The sequence below is a fragment of the Pedobacter sp. genome (genome assembly GCF_041645105.1).
GTDB lineage: Bacteria > Bacteroidota > Bacteroidia > Sphingobacteriales > Sphingobacteriaceae > Pedobacter.
On the sequence record NZ_JBAZQQ010000003.1, the window covers coordinates 129,032 to 153,665 of the forward strand.

Sequence of the window (24,634 nt, forward strand, 5' to 3'; positions counted from 1 at the left end):
TTTTTAATTGAAATAGCCTGGGTTTTGAATCAGGCCGTTAATAATTTGCATATCAGTTCTTGGGATCGGGAAGGTGTACATGTAAGGATATGTAGTGTATCTACGTCCATTAGATGCGACCCAAAAACTTGGGCTACCATTTCTTTTAAGCTCCCAGAAACGATCTCCCTCTCCATAAAGTTCTTTTCTTCTTTCGTTTAAAATTGCTTGTATTAAAGGAGTTAAAGGTTTTCCATCTGCATCAACTTTAATTAAACCTGTAGTTGAAATTGCCGGCAAATTTGCAGCGGTATAAGCCACATATTTAGGAATTCTTTTACTGCGAATCAGGTTTAAGTATTCTAATGCTTTATCTTCGTTACCTTTGTGCGCATAAGCCTCCGCAAGTATCAAGACCATTTCATCCGTACGTACACCAGCAAAGAAGTTCTTCTTATTGATGCGTTTTTTACCGAAAATAATATTGAATCTAACATCTTCTTCCTTTTCAGTAAACAAGTCAAAAAAATCTTTTGAAGCTGGTCTGAATTGAATAGCTTGAGATTCATTAGAATAAGTAATATCTCCATTCTGATCATTAAAGATATAAGAACGCAATAAAGTATTACCGAGCTGGCTATTTTTGCTTTGAATCATAGCTCTGTACTCAGTTGTATCAAGCATTGGGTATGAAGATATTAATGTTATAGACTGGCTAATAGCATTATCCCAATTTTTTGTCCAGAAGTGTAAACGGGCTAAATAAGCACGACTTACATCTTCAGTAAAACGAAACAACTTATCAGACACATGATAGCTAATTGATTTATTTAAATCCTGTTCAATTTGATGGATAGATTGTCCGTAAGTACTACGTAGTGGCTTTTCTTCCATATCAAAACGTGTTACTAATGGTACTCCCAATTGGTCATCACTCTGATAAGGCTCACAAAATTCACGTAGCAACAAGAAATAGGCTACACCCCGCATGGCATAAGCTGTACCTAGAACATTTTTACTCTCTTCATTATCTTCGGTTTTCAAGTTGTCAATGATAATATTACAATCACGGATACGCTGATAAAGGGTTGAATAGCGGGTTTGTTGTTCGTTTAATTTTTGTCCAACATACACAGGTAGATTACTTCCGCCTGGAAAGATATTAAGATTGGCGTCAAGATTATCAGAAAAATATTCGATATCTGTTAAACTACCGATGCTTCCAATCAGGGGTTCACTATTATCAGCATAATCGATTTCATTCAATCTGTTGTGTAATAAAGAAGCAAATTCATCTGAAGTTTTAGGAATGGTTTTTCCGTTTGGTTTGATATCAAGAAATTGCTTGCATGAAATAAATGTAGCAAACAAGGGCAAAAGGGTAACGAAATAAAATCTTTTCATAATTGTAAATTATAGACCAACATTGATACCTAAGGATACAGATCTGGTAAGTGGGTAAACTGCACCCGGCGTTTCTGGATCGATACCTGAATAATTGGTAACGGTGAATAAATTGGTGACAGAGAATGAGAAACCTAAAGATTGAAGTTTTAAACGTTTAACGACATCTGTTGGCAATGAATATGCACCAGTTAATGATCCAATACGTAAGTAAGATACATTCTCCATTAAACTGGCATTAGTAATAGTTGTTGATATTGGATTATTTATGCTCAACAATAATGGCGCATTATAAGCATCTATTAACCTTGGTAATCCATTTACAATGGGATTATCAGGTGTCCATCTATTTGCCCATGCTTTTGGTATATTAACATGATTAATATAAAGATCATTTTGAGTGTTTGGTAGACTTTCCTGAAGAGAGCCCATGTTTTCAAGAGAACTGTATGTTAATGGCGTATTGATTTTATTAATGACTTTAGCGCCAATCGCATAGTTTCCGCCAACACTTAATGAGAATGCTTTATATCTGGCTGTTGTGGAGAAACCACCGGTTAATGGGGCTGTTCCTTGTCCAATATAAAATAAGTAATTGTTATAGTCTCTTAAACCCTCGTTACCTGTAATTTTAGCATCAGGACGTAATTGGTATTTATATATTCCGGTTTCTGGATCAATGCCAATTACTTTACCAGAGAATATAGAATTCAATGGATAACCTACAATTTGTCCATTGTTAATTGAACCTGCGCCTGTTGTTGCAGTGAATTTCGTTAATCTGTTTACGTTGTAAGCAGCGTTTACAGATGTACTCCATGAGAAGTTTGGAGATTTAATATTCAAGGTACTCAAGGTAAACTCGATTCCCTTATTCGTAGTTTCCGAAGTGTTAAAACTCTGTTCACTAAATCCAGTACTACTCGGCACTCTTAGCTTAGTAATTAAGTCGGTACTTTTACGATAATAAACTTCTGCCAAACCGTGAATACGGTTTTTAAGTAAACCAAAGTCCATTGCGGCCTTTACGTCCTGGGTTTTTTCCCAGCGCAGGTTAGGATTTGGTGCATTACCAATTCTTCCCATACGGTAAAAATCGTTATAACTCTTACGGAAACTAGCATCGTAGTCCATTACCAATTGAGGATATACACTTTTGTTTACGTTTCCAGTATAACCAGTAGATAATCTGAATGATAGCGAACTAAAAACAGGCTCTAGATATTTGAAAAATGATTCCTGATCTGCGTTCCATGATAAGCCGAAAGACCAGGCAGGATTAAATTGTTGATCGATACCAAAATTATTGGAACCATCAGTACGTGCAGTAATACTAGCGATGTATTTTTTATTATAAGCATAATCAACCGAAGCGTAGAAAGATGCAAAAGCTTCCTCAGAGAGGCTTTGTCCTGATAATCCATCAACCATATTCGCATAAGAGATCAGCTCATTATAATCAACTTTGTCACTGTTAGATGGTTTTGGAGGTACAGGCATAGATGAATTCCCAGTTATCTCGTCATAACCATAACGCTTAGTGAAGATGCTCTTCATTTGTTGTCTTCTGATCTCACTACCAGCAAGTGCACTAAGGTTATGTTTATCGCCTAAGACACCATCATATTGGAATTGTCCACGTAATAAATAACTATTATTATTACTTGTATTTTGTGCAATAGATCCATAAGTTCTTTTTGAGGAACTATTTTGATCGAAGTATAAACGATCTTTCCAGGCAGCAAAACTGTATCGACCATTGATATTATCATTTTGATTATCTGTGTAAGAATAAGATCCTATACCTATGAACTTAAAGTTGTTGTTGAATTTGTAACTAACATCTCCAGTTACAGTACCAGAAAAATTTTTAGCAAGACTTGAGGTTTCATTGATTTCACGGAAAACATTGATACCATTTGGCGGAGTATTGATATCGAACCCACTACCATTTAGGTGTTTTAAGTTAAAATATGTCTCATCGCCTCTGTAACTACCATCAGCATTGAAAGGCATTTCATAAGGGTTTGCATAGTATGCATATTCGAACAAATTCTGACTTGTAGATGGGCCTTTAGAAGTTTGATAAGAAAGATCCGTAATAAAACCGAATGATAACTTGCTGCTCGGTGTAAAGTTCATTTTAGCATTCACATTATAGCGATCTGCACTTGTTTTTTGAACCAAACCGTTATTATTGCTGTAACCTGTAGACAGGTAATATGTACTTTTATCTGTACCACCTGAGAATGAAAGGTAATGACTTTGAGAAAAGGAGTTTCTAAACAATTCATTAAACCAATCTGTTGATGATTCTCCCGCTTTAGCAATTACAGCATCTTGTTCTGCTTTAGATAAACCTGCATATTGATCTTTACCTGAACGAACCATACCTACCAAACCAATAGTAGGGAAGTGGCCGTTACTAGCAAATCCAGGAGCAGAGAACTGATCCCATAATTGCTGTTCCCAAGCCAATTTCTCTCTTGAGTTCATCAGGTTATTATCACGCTGAGGTGCCATCGTTAAAGAAGCGTTGGTCGAGTAAGAAACTTGCATCTTACCAATTTCACCTCTTTTTGTAGTTACCACAATTACCCCACCTGCAGCTCTTGAACCATAAATTGCAGCTGCCGAAGCATCTTTTAATACAGTTACTGAAGCAATATCATTTGGGTTAATTCCTGCGATACCACCAGAGAAAATGGTGTTGAAATCACCTGCCTTAATCTGGCTTGACGAAATGCTTGGAATGTCTTTTTGTAATGGTACACCATCAACTACCCATAATGGTTCAGCATTACCGGTAATAGTATTGGTTCCACGGATACGGATACTAGCCGATTGTCCCGGGCGGCCACTTACTGATGTAACCGCTAAACCGGCTACTTTACCTTGTAGTAATTTATCTACGTTTTGTAGCGGTTTGTTTTTTAATTCCTCGCCATCAACAATTGAAACAGATCCTGTAATCCGACGGGTGGTAGTTTGGTTGTAACCCGTAACTACTACTTCACTTAATGAAGCATCAGTTGATTTAAGGACCACATTTACAGATTTTGTTTTATCTGCAATGATTTCCTTAGTTACCATTGCTACATAGCTGATATGAAGGACGGAACCTTTAGGTACAATAGTTGAAAAGCGGCCTTCGCTATCCGTGCTAATACCTTTGCGAATGGCTTTAGCCATCACTGAAGCACCAGGTAGCGGATTACCCTGCTCATCTTTGATTACGCCAGATACGGTAACGACTGGAATTGAGTCGTTAGTTGACACTGGTCTTTTAGCATCCTGAGCCTGTGCCGCTGAATCGGGGGCTGCAATAAGCAACACTGCCGTAAGCAAGCTAAGGCCAAGAGCTGGTAAACTCTTGAAAGTAGACTTTTTGTGCATAATTATATAGGTTATTTGTGTAATACGATATCTGTGTCACTGCTTTTAACACCCAATAGGTTTTCCATAAAGTAATACCTGATCAGGTTGATATAATACTTGTCGCCCAGGCCGTGATCTTTTCCCGGAAGTACCATCATGTCAAATCGTTTGTTCTTTTTAATCAGCGCATCGGCCAATCTGAATGTATTTGCCGGATGCACATTTTTATCTACATCTCCTGTAATCAGAAATAATCTGCCTTTCAGGTTTCCAGCAAGTGCCGCAGTAGTAGGGATGTTGCTTTCAAATTTGCCATTCTTCTCCCATACACCATGATAGGTTTCACCCCACCATTGGGTATAAATATTGGTATCGTAATTGCCAGAAGCAGCAACCGCAACTTTGTAGAATTCAGGGTAAGTAAGCATAGCCGTTGCAGACATAAAACCACCGCCTGAGTGACCGTAAATACCTACTTTATCCAGGTCTATATATTTATGTTTTGCTGCCAGTTGTTCAATGATATGCTTATCATCAGCTAATGCATAGTCGCGAAGGTTTCCATAACCATAAGTATGGAATGCCAGACCACGTAACGGACTACTTCCTCTGTGTGCCATATTGATCACAATGAAACCCATTTGTGCCAGAGATTGATTGTAGTTATCATCAATGGTGAATTTCTTAGGAATGTAATCTTCCTGAGGACCAGGATATACATTACTGATGATGGGATACTTTTTAGTGGTATCCATATTAAATGGCTTATACATTACCCCATACAAATCTGTAATTCCATCTGCAGCTTTAATTTTAATAAATTCAGGAGCTTTCCATCCGGTTTTAAAGAGGGCAGAAGCATCGTCTTTACCCAATTCCATCACCTTTTTTCCTTTAATATCCCTCAATACCGTAACAGCTGGCTGATCAATCCTGGAATAAGTATCCAATAGGTATTTTCCATTTTTTGATAGCTGAATATCATGGTAAGCGTTGCCAGGAGTTAATAATGTAAAGCCTGAACCATCAAACTTAACCTTATAGAACATCCGGTAATAAGGATCTGTGTTCTTCTCTCGTCCGTATCCTTCAAACACCATACCTCTTCCTGCAGTATCAATGGAAAGAATTTCACCGCTAACAAAATTACCTTTCGTTACCGTGTGTTTAAGTTTTCCATTTCTGTCGTACAGGTAATATTGTCCATAACCAGTTCTTTCAGACCACCAAAGGATATCATTACCATTATTTAAAATGCGACAGTTAAAAAGCTGATCGTTAAAATGAGGCTTAGTAGTTTCTGTAATTAATTCAGTTACTTTTCCAGTTGTGCCATCCAAACGGCATAAATCCATCTGGTCATTGGTACGACTTCTTCTTAAAAAGTATACCTCTTGCTGAGGATCATTTGAGCTTTTACCAAATAACATAGTTCGCCCGTTGGTAATGGTAGACTGCATAATGATCTTCTGATCTGGATATTTGGCGATATCAAGCCTTTCAGCCTTTCCTGTTTCTGTATCAAAGAAAAACATATCATACTGCACCACCTCTTTGTCGCCCGGCATAGGGAATTTATAAGTGTTAATCTGCGGACGTGGTTCTGTAAGACTGTTTATAATGGTCATTTCCTGCACACGTCTTTTATCCTCGCGCAAGGCATACAATGATTTTGAATTTTTGAACCAGTAAAGCATTGGGCTACTTTTCTTATCGTCTGTACTGCTGGCATTGGATGATACAAAAGAGAAGTAAGGCTCAGCATCTGTAGTAAGTTGTATAGCTGTGCTGTCGTTACGTTTTTGCAGATAAGCATTGTGGCGGTAACCATATACAAACCAAGCACTATCTGGCGACATTTTTTTCCAGTATTCTGTATTAGGTTTAAAAGTATTTCTATTTTTCGCTATCTCTTTTGGCACTTCCTTTAATTGATCGGTTTTAGTATCATATTTATAGTTTTTGCCTTTAAACTGAAATTTAAAACTACCGGTGCTGTTAGGATCTATCTCTAAACTGTAAAATGAAAGACTGCCAGGTTGAACTGTTGTGCCTGTTTCCGTACTCAATTTATTAGCCAGCATTTTGGTATCGTAAAGTGGCTTACGTGTTCCCTTGGCTGCATCGACCAAATAGCAAATAGTGATATTGTTTTCGGTTGTATTATAATAAAACCGGTTACTTTTTCCGATCCAGTTTGGACTTACTGAGCTCCCTTTTAGATATTTTCCGAGTTGATCACCTGAATATTTTTCCGCACTGTCTAGTGGATTGGTCTGTGCATTGAGCCCGCCTGTTATTAAACATGCAAGCAGCATTAAGGTTAATTTGTTCATAATTTTAGCTACGCTTCACAGCGTGGATTGTTTATTTTTTTGACTTAGTAAGTTCTTCTGCCATTTTAACTGCCTGGTATGCATTTACAATGCCGCCAGTGGTGGATAGTTTTTCGAACGGAACCAGTTTTTTCGACTTGCCCGGTGTATTAGTAAAGTGTCCTTTTCTAGAGGTAACTGATGTAAGTAAAATAGATTTGACTTGCTTTGCAGATAGCTGAGGGTAATATGACCACAGCAAGGCTGCAACACCTGTAGTTATTGGGGTAGCAAGGCTCGTACCATCAGCGGTTTGATAGCCGTTGTCTAGGCCTGTTGAACGGATCTTTACTCCTGGAGCAAAAACATCTACATTCGAAGCTCCGTAATTACTAATAGCCGCAACATCGCCAGATGGGGTAGAAGCTCCTACACGAATCAGGTTATCTGCACGTTTATTATCTTTCACTAAAGCTGATGGATAAAACACTACACTATCTATATTTTTACCTTCATTTCCTGCTGCATGAAATAACAATACTCCTTTTTTCCCAGCATAATTGATAGCATCATTTACCCAATTACTATGTGGTGAAAAGTATTTACCAAAGCTCATGTTGATCAATTTAGCACCATTGTCTACAGCATAGCGAATGGCCAGAGCAATATCTTTGTCGTATTCGTCACCATCTGGAACAGCTCTTATGCCCATTATAGCTACTGAATCTGCAACGCCATTTATACCTATTCCATTATTTCTAACTGCTGCGACTAATCCTGCTACAAATGTACCATGGTACGAGTCGGGTATTAAAAGGTTTGCGTTGCCATAGTGTTTATCTTTTAAGTCATCTGCATCTCCAATAAGATCACGAGGAGATGCTTTTGCGTCCAGACTTTTAATTCTTTGCTGCACAGTTTCATTTTCAGCTAGCTGCGCGGCATATACTTCTTTCCAGGGAGTATTTTCGCTGTATTTGTACATGCTTCTTGCTACAACCCCATATTGTTCATTTAGAACAGAATCTTGTATTTTTAGTTTAAGTATATCTGATACTTTTGGCTCTTGCTCAAACTTAGTTATTTTTATTATTGAATCCGTTATGCTGAAAGCATTGGTGATCAAAGCGGTATAATTCCCGAAACTAATGTAAGAATTGATCTTAGCATCATTTCGAGCGGCCTTGAAGTAAGCGTATTCTTTCTTTTCTGCATCGGTTTTCAATTGATCTGCTTTGACCTTATCGTAACGGGGTTTTAAGCGTTTATATTCGCGGAATGATTCTGTACCCACTTTTATTAGATTCTGTCCATTTTTATTTCCTAGGAAATTCCATCCGTTAACATCATTGGCATAACCTTTTGCTCCGGGTCTTGGATTCTTCCAGATCCGTCCTTGTAGGTCTTCATGATTTACATTCAGATCTGCATCAATTACAGCTACAATAACTCTTTTCGGTGTTTTCTTTTTTAAGCTGTCAAGAAGTTTATAGGCTCTGTCGGTTTCCACACCATAAAATCCAGAATTATAGCTGGAGAGGTTGTACCAGTTAACAGGTAAGCTCTGTTCTTTCTGATTTGTTTGTTGTGCCTGAACAGTTGAAAAGGCATATGCGGCGCAAAAAATAGCGAAACGGCTAAGGTTCTTAAAGTGCATTCAGTTTGAATAATAAGTTGGTTGGTATTGGTACCAGTTAGAATGCTCAAAATTATAAATAATAAATTTATAGGTAAAAGAGTTTGACCATCTTATTGTCATTATTACACTAAGGGAGGCAAAAATAACCGTTCTCTTCAATAGCTGGAATCTTTGCCCGCTTCGCTAACTGGGCAAATCTTCCTATGCGCTTTCATAGAAGGTAATTTTTGTTTTATCAGGGAGTAGAAATAGTATGTAGTTTTATCAGGAAGCTGAAGTATGAAACAGAAACAAAGCGGGTTTTAAACTGATGTTTTAATCGCGAAGTTTTTAATTGCTAATGTCACCCAGGTTGCTGCTACAAAAGGAAAGGTTAATTGTATAAGTAAATTTGCTGACATCAATAAAGCTATTCCCTCAGCTAATGCGGTAGCGATAAGTACCCATAAACCGTCTGTTTTTTGGTCGCCTGCAAAGACAATAGCACATAAAACTGCGTTGTAACCAAATAATCCCATTTCTATAGTTTCAGTAGGGACAGCACAAATTGAAGCAAGTAACGCACCGATTGCAGAGGCAGCTAATGCGTATAAGCCAGAAATAGGAGAGTTGATGAATACTCCGATTAGAAATGCAATGCCAGCGAATAAACTTCCCTGAAAAATCACCTGACCGAAGCCTTTAAAAACAGCCGCAAAATTGTAACCTTCGGTAGTATCTGCAGTCAATAGAGGAGAAACTGGAACAGGATAGATTTGATGGAATAGATATAGGAATAACCAGGTTACCAAAATAAAAGGAAGTGTATACACTGGGATATTTTTAATAATAAAGAAGTGTTGTATGATCGTAGCTAAAGCTGAACCAAGAATTACGGCGATCCAGACTATTAAAGCGGGTTCAAAATAAAATAGCAACGCCACACCTACTAATGCAGCGCTAAAACCATATAGGCCCTGGTGTATTTCGGTTTTATTATACTTCAATAATACTGCAGTCATGGTTCCGCAGAATACTGATAGAATAGCACCAATACCCATAAATACTGAACCATAGAAAATACCTATTAAAAAGAGAAACCCTGTAAGCGCGTTTTCCTGGAGCATAATTTGTCCAAGTCCTTTTAAAATTGTGGTGATAAGATTATTTTTTAGATAGGTTTGGTCAATCATCGAATTAAACTTACAGGAATAATTATCGAATGTGGTAAATAAAAACGGATATTGGAAGTAAAATGGGGGGATTAAAGAGCCTCCTATCGGAATCGAACCAATGACCTACTGATTACAAGTCAGTTGCTCTACCAGCTGAGCTAAGGAGGCTTTTAATATTTCAAATGTCCATTTTGATACGTTTTGTATCGGTTAGGAGGCGCAAAATTAGAACTTTATTATTTATTCGCAAATATTTTTTATTATTATTTTATTGTCTTTTATAAATAATAGGTTAATTCATTGAATATCTTTAGTTTCAGATGATTGCATTCTATTATTAATCAGCTATTGACTATAAAACTTCAACTTTCCAAATGATTGAAGGGGTATTATAGTAATTATCATTATTAAAAGGTTTGTATTTAAAGGAAAATCATTTTTATGTAATAAAACCTGATGCTTTCGTGTACTTATTTTAAAATAAGGGAGTTAATATCAATTAAACTTTAAAAAACAGAGAAAATATTTAAAGAATACATGCAAAATATAATTTTGTGTTGTACTTTTGCGGAAAATTTCAAGTAAATGGCTAGTAAGAATAGTAATCCGGACAAAACAGTTGATGTTGTTCTAATTGGAGCAGGAATAATGAGTGCTACCTTAGGTATGATGCTAAAGGAATTGCAACCGGATATCACTATAGATATTTTTGAAAGATTAGATGTAGCAGCGGCAGAGAGTTCAGATGCTTGGAACAACGCTGGTACAGGACATTCGGCTTTTTGTGAGCTAAATTATACACCCCAACTTGAAGATGGATCAGTAGATACTAAAAAGGCAGTTTCTATTGCTGAATCATTTGAGGTCTCTAAACAATTCTGGTCTTTTCTTGTGAAGAGTAAATTGGTTGACAGTCCGGAGAATTTTATCAGAAGTATTCCTCATATGAGTTTTGTTTGGGGAGAGAATAACGTTGACTTTTTGAAGAAGCGTTATGCAAAACTTCAGGAAAGTGATTTATTTAAAGGAATGATTTATTCTGAGGATGCTAAGCAACTTGCAGAGTGGATGCCTTTAGTGATGAAAGACCGTAATCCGGACGAAAAAGTTGCTGCAACAAGAATGGATTTAGGTACAGACGTTAACTTTGGTGCACTAACCAGAATGATGTTCAGTAAATTGCAAACTAAATCTGATGTTGAACTTCACTTTCACCATGATGTTAAAAAGCTGAAGCAAAAAAACGGACTGTGGGAAGTAAAAGTTAAAGATGAAACGACGGGTCTGAAGAGAGTTATAAAAGCCAAATTCGTATTTATTGGAGCAGGTGGAGGTTCTTTACCTTTACTTGAAAAAGCTGGTATACCTGAAGGAAATGGTTTTGGTGGTTTTCCGGTTAGTGGACAGTGGCTAAAATGTGTGAACCCTGAGATTATTGAACAACACAATGCCAAAGTATACGGAAAAGCATCTGTAGGTGCGCCACCTATGTCTGTTCCACATTTGGATACAAGAATGATAGATGGAAAAAGAGCATTGCTTTTTGGTCCTTATGCTGGTTTTTCAACTCGTTTCCTAAAACATGGTTCATTACTTGATTTACCATTGTCTATTAAAGTAAATAACATACGTCCAATGATCTCAGCAGGACTAGACAATTTACCATTAACTAAGTATTTGATAGATCAGGTTCGACAATCGCCTGAAGACCGTATGGTTGCTTTAAGAGAGTATTTTCCTGGAGCAAAAATGCAGGATTGGGAACTTGAAACAGCTGGTCAGCGTGTACAGGTAATCAAAAAGGATGAAAAACATGGAGGTATCCTTGAATTTGGTACTGAAGTAGTTACTGCTGCTGATGGTTCTATTGCAGCTTTATTAGGTGCATCACCTGGTGCTTCTACAGCTGTATCTATCATGATTACATTAATGGAGCGTTGTTTCTCAGAGAAAATTAAAACTGATGAATGGCAGAAGAAATTAAAGCAGATGATCCCTTCTTATGGTGAATCACTAAATGGAAATCCGCAATTAACTGAAAATATCAGGACACAAAGTTCGCATGCTTTAGGTTTATAATATTAAGATCCCTTATTGAGGCGCCTTATAGCTAGTCTGTAAGGCGTTTTTTTGTTTTTCAGGATCATATAAATTCATGCATAAGTACTTGTTTAGCTATTTGGTATAATAATTGAACAACCCAGCTGGGTTCAAATTAGAAATTCAATTCCTAAGCTTACTTTAACATAAATTATATGCCTCGTTGGTCTAAAATAACACTTAAAATATTCGGTGTACTTATTGTATTGGTTCTTCTTTTATATGTAGGCCTCGCTGTTTATGTCAACACAAATAATAAAAGTATTCTGGCTAAAATTAACAAGGAACTCAATAAGAATCTTAACGGCAGTATGATAATTGGCAGTATGGATCCAGCTTTTCTGAAGGGTTTTCCTGCATTTTCATTGAGTTTAAAGAATGTTATCGCTAAGGATAGTTTATGGAATAACCATAAGCACAACCTGCTTGAAGCAAGTGATATAGATATTTATGTGAATATGCTGGGCTTTTTAAGAGGCAATATTGAAATCGGGAAAATAGGCATTAACAATGCTTCAGTGTACCTCTATACCGATACAAATGGATATAGTAATACCTCTCTTTTTAAGAAAAAAGAACAAAAGGAAAAAACTACTGAAGAAGGATCAGCTCCGGCAAGGATCAATAAAATTATCTTAAATAATGTAAATTTTGTTGTAGATAACCAAAAGGGTCATAAACTCTTTCATTTTGTGGTAGACGAATTAAAGGGAAAGTTTGATTATGGTTTGCTTGGTGGCTGGGAGGCTGATATTCATTTAAAAACTTTAGCTAAAAGCATGGCCTTTAATACAAGAAGAGGCAGCTTTATTAAGGATAAGTTGTTGGAAGGACCTTTTAAAGTAAGCTTCGACGAAGAAAACGGTATAATAGATGTCGCCCCGAATGAGCTGAAAATTGGGGGAGATCCTTTTATCATAGGAGCAAGGTTTGACACCTCTAAGGAAAATACTGAATTTACGATTAATATTGATGCCCCCAAAATCCTATGGCGTAATGCATCGGCTTTGCTTGCACCTAATATTTCGGAAAAACTGAATATGTTTAATTTGACTCAGCCTATTCACGCTAAATGCAAAATAAAAGGTGATATGGGGCCGGGTGGAGATCCTGAAATTAAGGTTGATGCAATCATTAAAGATAATCAGCTGACCACTCCAGGAGGGGTGATCGGCAATTGCAACTTTAATGGCGTGTTTACAAATAATTTCATCAGCGGAAAAGGCTTTACAGATGAAAACTCGGCAATTAAGTTGTATCATTTTAAGGGCAGTTATAAGGATATTCCATTTTCAATTGATACTGCTTCAATTAACAATTTAGATAAGCCTATTGCTACAGGTATCTTTAAATCGGAATTTGAGGTAGCAAAGTTAAATAATGTAATTGGGGAAGATGTATTGAAATTTGGGAAGGGAAGCGCAATAGTAAATTTGGCTTATAAAGCAGATATTGTAGACTTTAAATTAAACAAACCGCTAGTGTCAGGAGATATTGATTTAAAAAATGCTGATGTGAGCTACATTCCGAGAAAACTGAATTTTACCAATACTGCCATCTTGTTGAACTTTACAAATAACGATCTTTTTATAAAGAACATACACCTTCAAAGTGGGAAAAGTATAGTGATGATGGATGGAGAGGTGCATAACTTCTTGAATCTATATTATACCGCACCAGAAAAGATATTATTAAACTGGAAAATCCGTAGTCCACAGATACACCTTGCGGAGTTTATTGGCTTTTTAGGAAGTAGAAAGCCTGCACCCAAACGGAAAAAGCATAACAATAGTAAAAGTACATTTTCTGAAGATTTGAATCAGGTGTTTGAAAGGAGTAATGTGAAAATGAATTTAAAGGTTGATAAGGTTTATTATAATAAGTTCCTTGCTACCAATGCTACTGCAGATTTATTGTTGTCCGAATCAGGAATTACCATTAAAAATGTAAGTGTTAAACATTCTGGGGGTTCTCTTAAGATAAACGGTAAAGTTGTTCAACGCGGAACTTTAAATAGATTTAATATCAATGCCGTACTAAATAATGTTGACATCAAGAATTTCTTTTATGCTTTCGATAACTTCGGTATGACAAGTCTGACCTCCAAAAACCTAAAAGGCTTTCTATTCTCCAACACCAATATATCGGGAGGTATTACAGATCAAGGAACATTGGTAAAGAATTCTTTAAATGGGAACTTAACCTTTAACCTTAAAAGAGGTGCGCTTTTGAATTTCGAACCCATTATCAGCGTTGGAAAGTTTGCTTTTCCTTTCAGAGACCTGAACAATATTACTTTCGAGAATCTAAATGGAAAGTTTGATATACGTGGACAAAAGATAAACATTAACCCTATGCAGATAAATTCAAGCTTATTGAATATGGATGTTGCAGGTGTTTACTCCCTGACCACTGGAACCAATATTGCAGTAGATGTTCCTTTAAGGAACCCCAAAAAGGATGCTGAAATAACTGATAAAGAAGAACTTAAATCGAGGCGTATGAAAGGGATTGTTCTACATTTACTGGCTACTGATGGAGAAGATGGAAAGATTAAAATAAAGCTGAACAAAAATAGAAATCAGACCAAGTAATATATTTTTTCTATAAAATCTATCAATTATCCTCTGTTTCTTTTATAAAGGAGGATTTTTGAGTATTTTCGGGCTTTCAATACAGATTTAACAACCCGAATCACGAAACCACAATGGACAAGCCAATACTTGTTTTGAAATTAGGCACTGCCTCAATAACCACTGGAAATGGAGAACTTGATGAGCTGGTTATTGCTGATGTTGCCAGACAGGTAGCAGAAATTGCAAAAAAATACCGCTTAATACTTGTTTCTTCAGGAGCTGTAGGTGCAGGTAAAAAATACATTAAGAATTACAAAGGGAAAATCTCAGAGCGGAAGGCGGCTGCATCAATTGGTAATCCTTTACTATTAAATACATACTCTAAACATTTTCATCCCTATGGGATATCAATAGCCCAAAGTTTGTGCGAACGTCAGCATTTTTCAAACAGGAAGCAATTCTTGCAATTGAAAGAAACTTACGAAGAACTTTGGAAAAATGATGTGATACCTATTGCAAACGAAAATGATGTTGTGAGCAGTTTGGAACTTAAGTTTTCTGATAACGACGAACTGGCGACCCTGCTGGGTGTAGGCTTTGGAGCATCGGTGATTTTATTGGGGACTTCTGTTCCTGGTGTATTGGACAGAGATGGAAAGGTGATTGATAGAATTGAAAGCATCAATAATGATATCTTTTCATTGGCAGATAAAAATAAATCAGATCTTGGTTTGGGCGGTATGATTTCTAAATTAACATTTGCCCATCTGGCATCGGTTATGGGAATTAAAGTAGTTATCTTTGGTGTACGAACTGAAGATGGTATCTTAAATGCTGTTCAAGAAAAGACCGGAACGGTATGTATTCCCAAAGCATCTAATATTTCTGCGAGAAATAAATGGCTGGCTAGCGGAAGTCTGGTAACTGGTCGGATTGTGGTTGATGAAGGTGCATGTGAAGCCATAAGAAAACGTAAAAGCTTACTTGCAGTAGGTGTTTTGTCAGTAATAGAACAATTTAGTGATGGTGAGATTTTCGAAATCACTGATGAACAACAACACATAGTAGCAGTTGCCCGCGCTAAAACATCATCGGAGGCAATTCTTAAAAATGCTAAACAACATAACCTGGAAATTGCAAATGCAAGTGATATTGTAATACTTTAAATAATGGATAATATTAAACAACAGTTAATTAATGCAAAAAAGGCACAAACTTCTATTTCTTCCTTAAGTGATGAGGGGAAAAAAGAAGTGATCAATAGCCTGGCTGTACTTATTAAGGCCCAATCGGAACAGATCATTTCAGAAAATTTAAAAGACCTGAATAAAATGCCCGATACAGACCCCAAAAAGGACCGTCTGTTGTTAAATGAAGCAAGAATATCAGATCTTGCAGCAAGTTTAAATGATGTTGCGGCATTAAAGGATCCTACTAATATCATTCTTTCTGAAAATACACTTGCTAATGGATTGTTTATCCAAAAGAAAACAGTTCCACTTGGAGTGGTAGGAGTGATATATGAGTCAAGGCCAAATGTAACTATTGATGTTGCTGCATTGTGTATCAGATCAGGAAATGTATGCTTATTGCGCGGTGGACAAGATGCTTATCATACTAACTTGTATGTGGTTTCTTTAATTCAACAAGTTTTGGAAGCACATGGATTGGATAAAAACGTGGTACAGCAACTTCCGGCTGACCGCAAATATATATTAGACATATTACAAGCAGAGGGATATATTGATGTGATCATTCCACGTGGTTCAAATCAATTGATAGAGTTTGTACGTAAAAATGCCTTGGTTCCTGTTATTGAAACAGGAGCGGGGGTTTGCCATACTTATGTAGAAGCTACCGCAAAGCTCGAGGAAGCTGCTGCCATAGTAGTAAATGCCAAGGTCTCCAGACCATCGGTGTGCAATGCATTGGATACTCTCGTAGTAGATAGAGCTGTTGTAGAACCTTTTTTAAAAATATTAGGTCCTCTGTTAAGCAAATACGAGGTTGAAGTATTTGCTGATGAAACATCATACCCAATTTTGAATGATTTAAAATATCCCCAGTTAAAACAAGCTTCAACAGAAGATTTTGGAAGGGAGTTTTTAGATTTAAAATGTTCTGTTAAAGTTGTGGAAGGTGTGGATGAGGCCATAGCTCATATCCTTAATTATTCTTCAAAACATTCTGAAGCAATTATCACAGAACATGAAAGTAAGGCCGAAAGATTTCTAAACGAAATAGATGCTGCTGTTGTTTATCTGAATGCATCTACCAGATTTACCGATGGACAAGTATTTGGTCTGGGTGCTGAAATTGGTATTTCTACACAGAAGCTTCATGCCCGCGGTCCATTTGCACTGGAAAAACTGGTGACTGAAAAATGGGTTGTTAGAGGTAAGGGGCAGATTCGTTAATTCTATTTCTTTTAATTTAATATTGTGTGCTTTATTTTCCCAAATAGGGGAATAAAGCACACAATAAATTGATGTTTAAACATGGAAACTCATTGTTTACATTGATTTAAGCTTCCTTTCTTTGGCTTGAATTTTGAATTTACTTCTGTTTGAATTCCATCAAATTTAATTAAACAGAAGTACTTGAGATCAGATAGCTTACTTAGAATGCTTGAGGTAATAGACGACTATGCTATTTTCTTATTAGACAAGCAAGGAAATATTGAGAACTGGAATAAGGAGGCAGAAAAAATAAATGGATATAAGGCCCAGGAAATCATAGGCCATAATATTAGTATCTTTTATAATGAAGAGGGGCGCCGGAATAAACTGCCTGAATTACTGATTCAAGAAGCTATGCTTAAAGGCCGGTCTCAACACGAAGGGTGGCGTTTAAGAAAAGGTGGAGAGCTTTTTTGGGCTTTTGTTACGCTTTCTGCTATATATGATGACAACAATAATGTTGTTGGTTTTTCCAAATTTGTAAGAGATCTTACTGCGAAAAGAAATCTGGAAAAAACAGCAGAAGAGTATGCCCGGGAATTGGAGATTAAGAATAGAGAACTTGAACAATTTGTCTATATAGCTTCTCATGACTTACAAGAGCCCTTGCTTACTGTAAAGAATTTCATAGAGCTGTTTAAAGATGAGTATAAAGATATTTTTGACGATAATGCTAAATTATATCTTGAATTTATAGACAGGTCTACCGAGCGGATGAGAAATCTCATTAAAGGCTTGCTTGATTATGCCAGGCTAGGTGGACAACAGTCTAAAACACTGGTGAATTGCAATACATTACTGGATAGCCTGCAAAATGATTTGTTTAGCAGTATTAATGCTTCAGGAGCTGAAATCCACTATCAAAACCTACCTATAGTATATGGTTTTGAAACTGCATTGCGACAGCTTTTTCAGAATTTGCTGAGCAATTCATTGAAATTTAAAAAGCCTGGTGTTGTACCAAGGATTGAAATTTCGGTAACTAATAGTGAGAGTTATTGGCATTTTGAATTTAAAGACAATGGTATTGGCATAGAAGAACGCTATCAGGAAAAGATTTTTGTAATGTTCCAGCGTTTACATAATGTGACGGCTTATGAAGGTTATGGAATTGGTCTTTCGCATTGTAAGAAAATAGTGGAATTACATGGTGGAAAAATTAGTGTTGAATCTGTGGTTGATGAAGGAAGCACTTTCAAGTTTACACTTAGAGTTTAGTATAAAAAACAGTTATATCAATGAAGAAGTATAAAGATCTTGATTGTGTTTTATTAGTTGATGATGATATTTCTACGAATTTCATTCATCGTAGAATTGTGGAAAATGCAAAGATAATGGTAGATGTAAAGGAAATTACATCTGCGAAGGATGCATTGGATTATTTAACTCAGTCTGGTAAGTACGAAGATATTGAACCTGCACCTAAGGCAGGAATTATATTTTTAGATATCAATATGCCGGGAATGAATGGATGGGATTTTATTGCCGAATATAAAAAGCTTGATGAAAAATATAAGGCAAGAATCATTGTTGTAATGTTAACTACATCTCTGAATCCGGATGATGCGCAACATGCTGCGAATGTAGAGGAGATTGCTACGTATTTGCATAAGCCTCTAAATAAAGAGGCTTTCGCAAATATCGCAGATCAATATTTTGAAGTATTAGATGATGAGTGACCTTGGGTTTATTAAACCTCAAGATCATTCATTACCGCTTTAATTTTATCGCCAAGTTTGGCATCAACAGCTTTAAAGTCAGCCTTATTATTTAATGGTGCATTTACACTGCAATAGAACTTAATCTTAGGTTCTGTTCCTGATGGGCGCGCAGATACAATACTGCCATCTGCAGTAATAAATTGCAAGACATCGGACTTTGGTAATTCTAATTTTGATTTTACCCCAGTTCTTAAATCTGTTTGTACGCCAAGTTCATAATCCTTTAAGGTATCAATCTTCGAACCGCCCAAAGTAGCAGGAGGGTTGTTTCTGAATTTTTCCATCATCGCCTTAATATCTTCGGCACCTGTTTTTCCTTTTTTAGTGATAGAAACTAATTCTTCTTTATACAAGCCGTACTCTACATACATATTTAATAAAGCATCATAAAGGCTACTTCCTTTATCTTTATAAAAGGCAGTCATCTCCGCAATAAATGCGCAGGAAACGATAGCATCTTTATCTCTTACTAAATCGCCAACCAGGTAACCGTAACTTTCTTCACCTCCAACTATAAAAGTACTTTTGCCTTCCAATTGAGTCATAATCTGACCAATCCATTTAAAACCAGTTAAAGTATTATAATAGGTTACATTTTTAGCATTGGCAATTGCTTCAATTAGATTTGAAGTAACAATGGTTTTAACGATATACTCATTCCCTGTTAATTTACCCTTTTCCTGCCATGCCGTAAGCACGTAATTAATAAGGAGTGAACCTGTTTGGTTTCCATTCAATAATACAAACTCCCCATCATGATTTTTAACTGCAATTCCTACACGGTCTGCATCAGGATCTGTAGCCATAACAAGGTCAGCATCAATTTCACGTGCTTTTTTCAAGGCAAGTGTTAATGCTTCTTTTTCTTCAGGATTAGGATAAACAACTGTTGGAAAATTACCATCTGGCTTACTTTGCTCTTCAACTACCGTTAAATTGGTAAATCCAAACTGCTCTAAAGCTTTAGGTACAAGTGTGATTCCGGTTCCATGAATAGGAGAGAATACAATTTTCAGGTCCTTCTGACGGGCAATAGCTTCAGGAGAAACAGATAAAGCGGTGATTTTATCCAGGTATAGTTGATCAATATCTTCAGCAATTTGTTCAATATTTGCAGCTATACTTTCAAATTTAACTTCATCAATAGTTTTAATTCTTGCTACCTCATCCATAACCAGCTTATCATCAGGAGCAGTAAATTGTCCACCATCAGCACCATAAGCTTTGTATCCGTTGTATTCTTTTGGATTATGAGAAGCGGTAAGCATAACTCCGCTTTTACAGCCCAGGTTACGAATAGCGAAAGACAATTCAGGTGTTGGTCTTAATGCAGAAAAGAAATAGACGTGTATACCATTTGCCGAAAATACATCAGCAGTAATCTTTGCGAAATAATCAGAATTGTTCCGACTATCATGCGCAATTGCTACCTTTATTTTTTCGCCAGGATATTTTTTATTTAGATAATTAGCCAGTCCTTGTGTAGCTGTACCTATTGTATATTTATTTATTCTGTTAGATCCAGGTCCCATTATCCCTCGTAAACCTCCAGTTCCAAATTCCAGGTCTCTATAAAAAGAATCTGTAAGTTCGGTGTAAGCCTCCTGATTTAAAAGACTTTGTATCTCATTTTTAGTTGTATCATCGTAATTGCCATTTAGCCATTCGTTGATGGTATTTAAGGTAGCCTGTTCTAATTGCATATATTTCCTTCCAAATTTTATTTTGTCTATTTTGCTGTTATTAAGCATGATTTCTTTAAATTCACGCCCAATTACAAGTATATAACCATTTTGGCTAAAAATAAAATACTTGTAGCAAATAAATATAGCTATTTATACAGCTTTGAACCATTAAAAATTAAATAAACCAAATGAAATTGTTTGGCAAGTATCCTATCAATTATGATCGGCACAAATAAGTTTCATGACCATTAAAAACAATTAAAGAATTATGAAAATATTAAAGTTTGGAGGCACTTCGGTAGGAAGCCCTGAGCGTATGAAAAAATTGTTGGATATCATAAATCCTGCAGAACAACAAATAGTGGTGTTATCGGCCGTGTCTGGTACAACCAATAGCTTAGTAGAAATTTCAGCCAAACTTTTAAAGGAAGATAAACAGGTTGCGTTAGATTTAATTAACGCATTGCATCAAAAATATAATGAATTTGTAATTGAACTTTTAGCAGAAGGTGATTGTCGCGATCAAGGTCAAGAAGTAGTAGATTATCACTTTAACTTTTTAAGTACTTTAGCTAATGATATTTTTACACCAATAGAGGAAAAAATTGTTTTAGCACAAGGTGAATTGTTATCTACTACATTGTATCATATTTATCTGAGATCAATTGGTGTGCCTTCGGTATTATTACCTGCATTGGATTTCATGAAGATGGATGAAGATAATGAGCCGGATGTTCCTTTTACTACAAAGCACTTGCAACCGATCCTGGATCAGCATAAAGACAATAAAATCTTTATTACACAGGGGTTTATTTGTAGAAACAGCTTTGGTGAAGTAGATAACCTGCGTCGTGGCGGAAGTGATTATACTGCATCATTAATAGGTGCCGCAATTTCAGCCGAAGAAGTTCAGATCTGGACTGATATCGATGGTATGCATAATAATGATCCAAGAATTGTTAAAGGTACCAAACCAATTTCTCACCTGTCATTTGATGAAGCTGCTGAATTAGCATATTTCGGCGCAAAAATCTTGCATCCGCAATCAGTATTTCCTGCACAGAAATATAAAATTCCAGTTCGATTGTTAAACACAATGGAGCCAAATGCTGCAGGAACTTTAATTTCTACTGCAAGTGAAAAGGGCAAAATCAAATCTATTGCTGCTAAAGATGGTATTACTGCGATTAAAATCCAATCTAGCCGCATGTTACTGGCTTATGGTTTCTTGAGAAGGGTTTTTGAAATATTTGAAAGATATAAAACTCCGATCGATATGATCACGACTTCAGAGGTAGCTGTTTCTTTAACCATTGACTATACAGATAACCTGGATAAGATTGTTGAGGAGTTACATGCTTTTGGAACTGTAGAAATTGATAATGATCAGTCTATCGTATGTGTAGTTGGTGATTTTAGTGCAGAAAAGCATGGTTATGCATCAAGAGTATTGGATGCAATGAAGCATTTACCAGTGAGAATGATTTCTTATGGTGGAAGTAATTATAACATCTCATTGCTAATTAATACTGCAGATAAAACTGAAGCTTTAAGAAGTTTACACAATAGGTTATTTGAATAAAAATTAGGTTTTACTATCTTCTTTTTATCCATACAAGGATACCAATAAAAACAAAAATGAGTATGAAAAAGATTCTTAGTCTTCTATCATACTCTTTTTTGCTGATCTTCTGATTTCGAAGATCAATTTTGTTGCCTACGTAAATTAGGCCAATTATAATTACAAAAAATATAACAAGATATTTAAACATTATGTTTTCTAATAAAGATATATCACGATTCGCAAACTTAGAAACACCTTTCTATTATTACGATCTGAATCTGTTGCAAAGCACTTTAAACACTTGCGCAGACGCGGCTAAGTTATACAATTTTCATGTTCACTATGCCATGAAAGCAAATTTTAACCCGAAAGTTTTGGGCTGCATTAAAGCTGTTGGTTTTGGTGCCGATTGTGTAAGTGGAGGTGAAGTAAACAGAGCTGTTGAAGCGGGATTTGATAGCGGGCAGATAGTTTTTGCTGGTGTAGGGAAATCAGATAAAGAGATTAACCTTGCACTTGATCAGAATATTTTCTGCTTTAATGTTGAGTCTGTTCAGGAACTAGAAGTGATTAATGAATTAGCTGCAAAAAAAGATAAGAAAGCAAGAGTGGCAATTCGTATCAATCCTAACGTTGATGCGCATACACATCATAACATCACTACAGGCTTAGACGAAAATAAATTCGGAGTTAATTCATGGGATTTACCACAGTGTGCTGATACTTTGAGAGCTTCATCGCATATCGATTTTATTGGCATTCACTTTCACATTGGTTCGCAGATTACTAATCTGGATGTATATAAAAACCTATGTGTACGTGTAAATGAATTTGCGTTATGGTTTGAAGAAAGAGGTTTTACAGTTAAGGTTTTGAATGTTGGTGGAGGTTTAGGAATCGATTACCATAATCCAGATGAGCAAATCCCAGATTTCAGCAGCTATTTTAAGATATTTTCTGAGTTTTTAGATATAAAACCTGGTCAGGAAGTTCATTTTGAACTTGGCAGAGCCTTGGTTGGACAATCAGCATCGCTAATTAGTAAAGTATTATATGTAAAGAATGGCAAAAAGAAAAACTTTGTTGTTTTAGATGCAGGTATGACTGAATTGATGCGTCCGGCTTTGTATCAAGCCTATCATAAGATCGAAAACTTAAGTCGTGGTAATGAAGTTGCATTAAAGTACGATATCGTTGGACCTATCTGTGAGAGTACTGACTGCTTTGGAAAAGAGGTAGAGCAACCAGAAACTTTTAGAGGCGACCTATACGCTATTAGAAGTGCTGGAGCTTATGGTGAGGTGATGGCTTCTAAATATAACCTTCGTGATGAAATCAGGTCTTTTTATAGCGAAGAGGCTTAGATTTATTTAAAAACAAAAAGTCCCGTAACTGATGATGTTACGGGACTTTTTGTTTCAGCATTTGTTTATCAGAAGGAATAACCTAATGAGAATTTGCTTGACACATTTATGTTTTCTGAGATTTCATAACCAAAAGAAAAGTTATGTACATTCAAATGGTAATTAAAAGACCATGCTGTTGAATTGTTTGTAAAATCGTACGCATCACGATCACGGTCAAAACTTTTAGCAAGGCCAGGAGTGGTGCCAAGGAATAAGCGAAAAGCATGCTGAATTTCTTTATTCTTTCTGCCATGAAAAATAAGTTCTGAGGATAAGCCGGTAGTCCATATATTTACTTTGTCGGAAATATAGGAGTCAGTATAATTTCCAGTTCCATGTTGTAGTTTTCTAAAATCGGCATAGCTGCCCATTTCCCTGCTAAATGCATTTTCCCAGTTGATAACCCTGAAATTCACATTTCCGTTGCTAGACAATACCTGGTAACCAATACTTGTTTTTAAACCTAGTCCACTTACATTTTTATCAAATGAAGGAAGGTAGTTTTTGTTTTCATTTGTCGTCACTTCTTGTATGTTATGTTGAGCTTGACCTAGATATCCGAAAGCACCATATGCGAAGTTAAATGATTCATAGGTGTGTGCCCGATGTATATTTAATATACCTGCGCCAAAGCTAACAGCGTTTCCAGGAGAAGATGAACCTGCAAAAGTGCCTGTAATGTAGGTTTTTGAGCGTTTGTCACTGTCGGCCATTGGTTTAGCCATATAGCTAATGTTATTTCCAGATATGGCAGGTGATAGATAAGATCGACTACAGGAATATAAACTTAATATTGGAAAGAGTAATAATGACAAAATCTGTCTTTTCATTTTAAGAACTTAATAGATGTTTAAAAAGTTATTTAATAAATTATTGATCTTCAAAGAAATCGAGTAAACCGCCCAAATAATACTCATCAATTCCTTCTGTGAAATCTTCAAAGTCTCCCTCTGGTATATTGGTTTGCACAAATTCTAATGAAGTGCCTTTTTTATCTTCATGAAGTTTAATGGTTACGATTGAAGGCTCATTATCTTCTCCAAAATACCATTGTTGCACTATTCTTTTTCCGTAATCAAATTCCAGGTTTTTACCTGTAATATCACCATCCCACAATGAGAATTCGGTACCTGGTTCCTCTGTAAATTCCACTTCGGCACCTGTCCAAAGCTGGATACTTTGCTCTTTCGTTAACGCCAGGTATACCTCTTCCGGAGAAGCCGGGATCTGATAATATTTTTTAAAAGTTTTCAT

The 24,634-nt window shown here is 36.2% G+C and carries 16 protein-coding genes and 1 tRNA gene; 8 read left to right on the forward strand and 9 right to left on the reverse strand.

What is annotated here, in order from left to right:
* Window positions 1-3: 3 nt before the first annotated feature.
* From WC623_RS10635 to WC623_RS10660, 6 genes are all read right to left on the reverse strand, one after another.
* Window positions 4-1,383: a RagB/SusD family nutrient uptake outer membrane protein gene (locus WC623_RS10635; RefSeq protein WP_372850772.1), complete on the reverse strand. Its 1,380-nt coding sequence runs from the start codon at window positions 1,381-1,383 to the stop codon at window positions 4-6.
* Between the two features lie 9 nt (window positions 1,384-1,392).
* Window positions 1,393-4,779, reverse strand: a complete 3,387-nt coding sequence (locus WC623_RS10640; protein ID WP_372850774.1) for a SusC/RagA family TonB-linked outer membrane protein — start codon at window positions 4,777-4,779, stop codon at window positions 1,393-1,395.
* 11 nt (window positions 4,780-4,790) lie between these two features.
* Window positions 4,791-7,097 carry a DPP IV N-terminal domain-containing protein gene (locus WC623_RS10645; RefSeq protein ID WP_372850776.1) on the reverse strand — a complete coding sequence of 769 codons (2,307 nt, stop codon included), beginning with the start codon at window positions 7,095-7,097 and terminating at the stop codon, window positions 4,791-4,793.
* A 31-nt stretch (window positions 7,098-7,128) separates the two neighbouring features.
* Complete coding sequence (locus WC623_RS10650) at window positions 7,129-8,733, reverse strand: S8 family serine peptidase (RefSeq protein WP_372850778.1); 1,605 nt, start codon at window positions 8,731-8,733, stop codon at window positions 7,129-7,131.
* Between the two features lie 284 nt (window positions 8,734-9,017).
* A complete protein-coding gene (locus tag WC623_RS10655; RefSeq protein ID WP_372850780.1) occupies window positions 9,018-9,887 on the reverse strand; it encodes an urea transporter in 870 nt (289 codons plus the stop codon).
* Between the two features lie 77 nt (window positions 9,888-9,964).
* A tRNA-Thr gene (locus tag WC623_RS10660) sits at window positions 9,965-10,037 on the reverse strand.
* Between the two features lie 417 nt (window positions 10,038-10,454).
* Between WC623_RS10660 and WC623_RS10665 the strand changes: the two genes are divergently transcribed.
* From WC623_RS10665 to WC623_RS10690, 6 genes are all read left to right on the forward strand, one after another.
* Complete coding sequence (locus WC623_RS10665; RefSeq protein WP_372850782.1) at window positions 10,455-11,948, forward strand: malate:quinone oxidoreductase; 1,494 nt, start codon at window positions 10,455-10,457, stop codon at window positions 11,946-11,948.
* Window positions 11,949-12,124: 176 nt separating this feature from the next.
* Entirely contained in the window at window positions 12,125-14,563 is a 2,439-nt protein-coding gene (locus WC623_RS10670) for an AsmA family protein (protein ID WP_372850784.1), read from the forward strand.
* A 113-nt stretch (window positions 14,564-14,676) separates the two neighbouring features.
* Entirely contained in the window at window positions 14,677-15,711 is a 1,035-nt protein-coding gene (gene proB / locus WC623_RS10675; protein WP_372850786.1) for a glutamate 5-kinase, read from the forward strand.
* 3 nt (window positions 15,712-15,714) lie between these two features.
* Complete coding sequence (locus WC623_RS10680; RefSeq protein ID WP_372850788.1) at window positions 15,715-16,962, forward strand: glutamate-5-semialdehyde dehydrogenase; 1,248 nt, start codon at window positions 15,715-15,717, stop codon at window positions 16,960-16,962.
* Between the two features lie 183 nt (window positions 16,963-17,145).
* Window positions 17,146-18,222 carry an ATP-binding protein gene (locus WC623_RS10685; RefSeq protein WP_372850790.1) on the forward strand — a complete coding sequence of 359 codons (1,077 nt, stop codon included), beginning with the start codon at window positions 17,146-17,148 and terminating at the stop codon, window positions 18,220-18,222.
* Between the two features lie 20 nt (window positions 18,223-18,242).
* The gene (locus WC623_RS10690; RefSeq protein ID WP_372850792.1) at window positions 18,243-18,683 is read left to right on the forward strand and encodes a response regulator; all 441 of its coding nucleotides are present in this window, start codon (window positions 18,243-18,245) and stop codon (window positions 18,681-18,683) included.
* 11 nt (window positions 18,684-18,694) lie between these two features.
* On the opposite strand, the gene WC623_RS10695 is transcribed toward WC623_RS10690, so the two are convergent.
* Window positions 18,695-20,428: a phospho-sugar mutase gene (locus tag WC623_RS10695; RefSeq protein ID WP_372850794.1), complete on the reverse strand. Its 1,734-nt coding sequence runs from the start codon at window positions 20,426-20,428 to the stop codon at window positions 18,695-18,697.
* Window positions 20,429-20,678: 250 nt separating this feature from the next.
* Here WC623_RS10695 and WC623_RS10700 point away from each other — a divergent pair, with 250 nt between their 5' ends.
* Window positions 20,679-21,992, forward strand: a complete 1,314-nt coding sequence (locus WC623_RS10700; protein ID WP_372850796.1) for an aspartate kinase — start codon at window positions 20,679-20,681, stop codon at window positions 21,990-21,992.
* A 191-nt stretch (window positions 21,993-22,183) separates the two neighbouring features.
* Window positions 22,184-23,338, forward strand: coding sequence for a diaminopimelate decarboxylase (lysA, locus tag WC623_RS10705; RefSeq protein WP_372850798.1), 1,155 nt, complete (start codon window positions 22,184-22,186; stop codon window positions 23,336-23,338).
* Window positions 23,339-23,406: 68 nt separating this feature from the next.
* Here lysA and WC623_RS10710 read toward each other — a convergent pair whose 3' ends face one another.
* Both WC623_RS10710 and WC623_RS10715 read right to left on the reverse strand, forming a co-directional pair.
* On the reverse strand, window positions 23,407-24,210 hold the full coding sequence (locus WC623_RS10710; RefSeq protein ID WP_372850800.1) for a hypothetical protein: 804 nt from the start codon (window positions 24,208-24,210) through the stop codon (window positions 23,407-23,409).
* A 40-nt stretch (window positions 24,211-24,250) separates the two neighbouring features.
* Window positions 24,251-24,634, reverse strand: a complete 384-nt coding sequence (locus WC623_RS10715) for an SRPBCC domain-containing protein (RefSeq protein ID WP_372850802.1) — start codon at window positions 24,632-24,634, stop codon at window positions 24,251-24,253.